At 67.0% G+C, this 4,087-nt stretch carries 4 protein-coding genes; 2 read left to right on the plus strand and 2 right to left on the minus strand.

Annotation, left to right across the window (positions count from 1 at the left end):
• Positions 1-224: 224 nt before the first annotated feature.
• Both U9977_RS26175 and U9977_RS26180 read right to left on the minus strand, forming a co-directional pair.
• A complete protein-coding gene (locus U9977_RS26175; protein WP_322751947.1) occupies positions 225-785 on the minus strand; it encodes an IS66 family transposase in 561 nt (186 codons plus the stop codon).
• A gap of 24 nt (positions 786-809) precedes the next feature.
• On the minus strand, positions 810-1,757 hold the full coding sequence (locus tag U9977_RS26180; RefSeq protein WP_322751945.1) for an AraC family transcriptional regulator: 948 nt from the start codon (positions 1,755-1,757) through the stop codon (positions 810-812).
• Positions 1,758-1,899: 142 nt separating this feature from the next.
• Here U9977_RS26180 and U9977_RS26185 point away from each other — a divergent pair, with 142 nt between their 5' ends.
• Both U9977_RS26185 and U9977_RS26190 read left to right on the plus strand, forming a co-directional pair.
• Positions 1,900-2,619 (plus strand): SDR family NAD(P)-dependent oxidoreductase, encoded by a 720-nt coding sequence (locus U9977_RS26185; protein WP_322751946.1) that lies wholly within the window; start codon positions 1,900-1,902, stop codon positions 2,617-2,619.
• Positions 2,620-3,360: 741 nt separating this feature from the next.
• On the plus strand, positions 3,361-3,660 hold the full coding sequence (locus U9977_RS26190; protein ID WP_322751948.1) for a type I restriction-modification system subunit M N-terminal domain-containing protein: 300 nt from the start codon (positions 3,361-3,363) through the stop codon (positions 3,658-3,660).
• The last annotated feature ends 427 nt before the right edge of the window (positions 3,661-4,087 follow it).

Here is a 4,087-nt window from a genome sequence, read left to right on the forward strand (position 1 = left end):
GCCGTGTGCGCCGGCGCGCGAGCCTGGTCCGGTAGCGGTACGGCAGTGAAACAGCGCGGGTTCAAACGATCGTAGCGACGTTCCGATAGGATGATCTCGGCAAGGTCGACAGACTGGATGGTAAACATTCACCTGTTTTAGGGATCTTGCTGTGGGTGACGGTTCGTGGCATGGCTGTGGGCCGCGCCGGGCGGGCTGGCGTGGTGGGTCGGGCGGGGCGCCCGTCAGGTGGGGACGACGGCGGCCGGTGGCATCCAGGGGATGCCGCGGAACGCGAGGCGTAGTGCGTGCAGGGCGGAGACGCCGTGTTTGCGGGCGGTGGAGAGGTAGCTGGCGATCTGGAGGCGGCAGGCGGTCGCGACGGCGGAGGTGAGCCGGCCGGAGATCTTCTGCTGGGTCTTGAACGGCCGTAGATCGCGTTCGCTTTGGTTGTTCGTCGGCCACACATCGAGGTCGAAGACGAAACGGAGCACGTCCTGTTGCCGGTCACGCAGGCATTCGAGCAGGCAGCGGCCGACCGGCTGCTTCCTGCCCTTCTCTGCCGCGGGGACCTGGCTGAGTCCGACGCGGACCGCGCCGCGGTACTCGGCGATCAGCGGGTCGCGCAGTGCGGCGGGGATCTCGGCCAGCCCGGCCGCGCGGGCGAGGTTGGCCTGGTGGACCAGGCCTCGCAGCGACTCCTGGAGCTGGACCGGCCAGGCCGCCTCCGGGTAGGTCTCGACCACGTCCTGAAGGTCGCGCAGAAGATACGAGTTATGCCGACGTCGGCATAACTCGCACTTGATCCGGGCGGCGCTGCGGTATGCCCTCTACACCGATCGCAAGGTGTTGGCCGCGGCGATGCGGCTATGGACGCGGTAGCGGCCTGGGGGTTGGGAACGGGCCCGGGAGAAGGCCCGGGAGAAGGCGTACTCGGAGGTGTAGCCAACGGCGCGGGCGATGACGTCGATCGGGTCGTCGGTGTCGCGTAGCCGGCGGGCGGCCAGGTCCATTCGCCAGCGGGTGAGATAGGCGGCGGGGGTGTCACCGACGAGGACGGGGAACCGGCGGGCCAGCGTCGCGCGGGACACAGCGACGTGGTCGGCGAGGGAGGCGATGGTCCAGGCGTGGGCTGGGTCGGTGTGCATCGCCGTGAGGGCAGCCGCGATCACAGGGTCGCTCAGGGCACGTAGCCACGACACGGAAGGGGGCGGGGGTTCGGCCTGGAGCCAGGCCCGCAGGAGGTGGATGAGCAGCACGTCGACGAGTCGGTTGAGCACTGTGGCTGCGGCGAGTTGCGGGTGCGTCAACTCGCTCGACAGGAGCCGGACGGTGTCGTCGAGCGGTGCGTTGTCCGAGCCTGCCGGTATGTGCACTACGTCGGGGAGCAGGGTAAGCAGGGGTGTGGTGACAGCGGGGTCGTGCCGGTAGGAGGCGCACAGTATCCGTGTCCGCGCCGGCTGGGTGCCGATGTCGAGCCGGCCGCCGGCAACCCGCGCCCGGTGGGCGGCGGCGTGGTCGAAGGGTTCGAGGGGTCCGGTGCGGTCGCCCGACAGACCGTGCGCGGTCCCCGTGGGCAGCAGGACCACGTCGCCGGGCATGAGCTGCACGGAGGGCCGGTCGGGCACCCGTAGCCAAGCCGTCCCGGCGGTGATCGCATGGAACGCCGCTCCGGGTATCGCGAACAGGTGCAGCCCCCACGGGTCGCCCGCGTATACGGTCGCCGCGACCGTGCCCCGCACGCCGGCAACGGCCAGCACTTCGGCCAGCAGATCCACACTCGGAGCCTAGCGATCCGTGTGCCGGGCTGATCTCGATGAGACGGATAGACAAAGAATCGAGACCGATCGTCATCGACTGGCCATCGTCACGCTCCATACGGTTGATCTGTCGCCCACATCCCCGGCAGGAGAGCAACCGATGAACATTGCAGGCAGCACCGCCCTTGTCACTGGCGCCAACCGCGGGCTTGGCGCCCGCCTGGTGACCGAACTGCTTGGCGCCGGAGCGAGCCGGGTCTACGCCACCGCCCGTAACCCCCACACCATCGACCCGCAGGTGTGCTCTGACCCGCGGGTGCGCACCCTGGCCCTGGACATCACCGATCAGGCCAGTGTGGATGCCGCCGCCAAGGCGGCCACCGACGTCGCCCTTCTGGTCAACAACGCGGGTGTGCTCGGCTTCGGCGGCGCCCTGGACGGCGACCTCGACCTGTTTGGCCGTGACATGACCACGAACTACGTCGGCACCCTGCGGGTCACCCGGGCGTTCGTCCCTGTACTGGCGGCGAATGCACCCGCTGCAGTCGCCAACGTGCTGACCTTGATCGCGCTTGCCCCGGTCCTACCGATGGCCGGGTACTGTGCGTCGAAGGCCGCCGCACACTCGATCACGCAGGCGCTGCGCGCGGAGTTGCGCGGCCGGGGTATTGAGGTCATCGGCGCCTACCCGGGTGGGATCGACACCGACATGCTCGCCGGTATCGAAGCGGACAAGGCCGCCCCCGAGATTGTCGCCGGGCGCATTGTAGCCGGCATTGCGGCCGGTGAGACGGTGGTCTGGCCCGACGACACATCCGCCCACGCCGGCACGGTCTACGTTACCGACCCGCTGCGACTCGAGCAGATGCTGGCGAGCTGAGTCTCTCCCGGGCCTCCCGGGCCTCCCGTGCCCGCGAACGCGGTCCGTTGGAGAATACGGACTCGCCCCGTCAAAGAAGGTAGCCCTCTATGTTGAGCCCGGTGCGGCCGGTTACTGAGACCAATGCCTCGTTGGGGCGGAGGCTGGCTGGCCGCACAGATCACCGCAGGTTACATTCATGATCGAATGTGGACCTAACGCACCAGAATAAGAACCGTTCGATCTTTATCGAAGGTCCTGAGATCACCATCCGGCCGGTCGCCACCCGGGTCCTGACCAGGGACGACGCCCAGTGAGCGCCCGGCCGGCAACATCATCCACCGAGCCGAACGCACGTTCTGCGCATCTGGTAGTTCCGGAGCCGGCTAGCCCGGTGACGCGGGGCGAGTTGGCCGTTGTAGACGCCGACCGCGTGGATACGACTCAGGAGTCGGCGAACTCGGCGAACGTTGCCGGCAGGTCAGCCGGCAACTCGCTGGTACCTCCGGCTGGCTGCGGACTGGTCTCATGATACGGCGGTGCGCTGGTCGCCACCCGTGACCATCTGTTGCCGAACCGGACCGTCGCCTTCCCGCACACCGGTGCGGACGCCGGTGACGTGGCGGAAGGCCGCGCTGGTCCCGACACCGAAGCGGCGGCACGCTGGGCGTCGATTAGGCTCCCTACGTGCTTATAGGTGATCTACGAAGCAGGATCGACCGGGTCTGGGACGCGTTCTGATCGGGAGGAATCTCCAACCCGCTGGAGGTCATCGAGCAGATCACCTACCTGATGTTCATCCGCCGACTGGACGGCATCCAGACCGGCAAGGAGAACAAGGCCAACCGCACCCGCAGGCCGATCGAGAACCCGGTGTACACGGATGCCACCCAGGAGCTGCGCTGGTCGCGTTTCAAGGCCCTGGGCAGCACCGACGAGATGTTCGTGCCGGTGCGGGACAAGCTCTTCCCCTGGCTGCGGGAGTCCAACGATGTGATTGTTGTGCTGTTCTGGCGACACAAAATCTACATCGTTCGGTGCGCTATCGTTCGGCGCGCTTAATCCCGGCTGTTCACGCCGGAGCCTGTTTGATCGTGGCGGTGGGGGTGCCCCGGTGACGGGAAAGTGCCTCTGACTTGGGAGGATCCGGGTTTCTGAGATTTTCGTAATGCCGTGGAGACCTGGACTTTCGCGGTTTTCATGATTGGTTTAGCGGCCTGACGGTCGACAGATAATCGAATGTCAGGTTCTGCGCACACCCCGGTCGTATCCGTGACCGTGACGGCGGACGGACATGCGACAGCAGGTAGATGGGGGGAGCATCAACGCTGCCAAAAAAACCGCTCACGAGGAGTGGACGCCAATGCTCCCGAACCCGACCCTACCGCCGTCGCTGGTAGTCCTGCTATCCCACCTACAGCCGTGTTTCACCGCACCGAGTTTCACCACGTTCACCGCACTGAGCCATTCCCCGCACGGTCTGCCACGC

Origin of the sequence: Protofrankia sp. Cas8, assembly GCF_963555845.1 — a bacterium.
GTDB lineage: Bacteria > Actinomycetota > Actinomycetes > Frankiales > Frankiaceae > Protofrankia.

Bases quoted from the DNA above. Each gene is read 5' to 3' on its own strand.
- U9977_RS26185 (WP_322751946.1), top strand. From the start codon at position 1,900: ATGAACATTGCAGGCAGCACCGCCCTTGTCACTGGCGCCAACCGCGGG.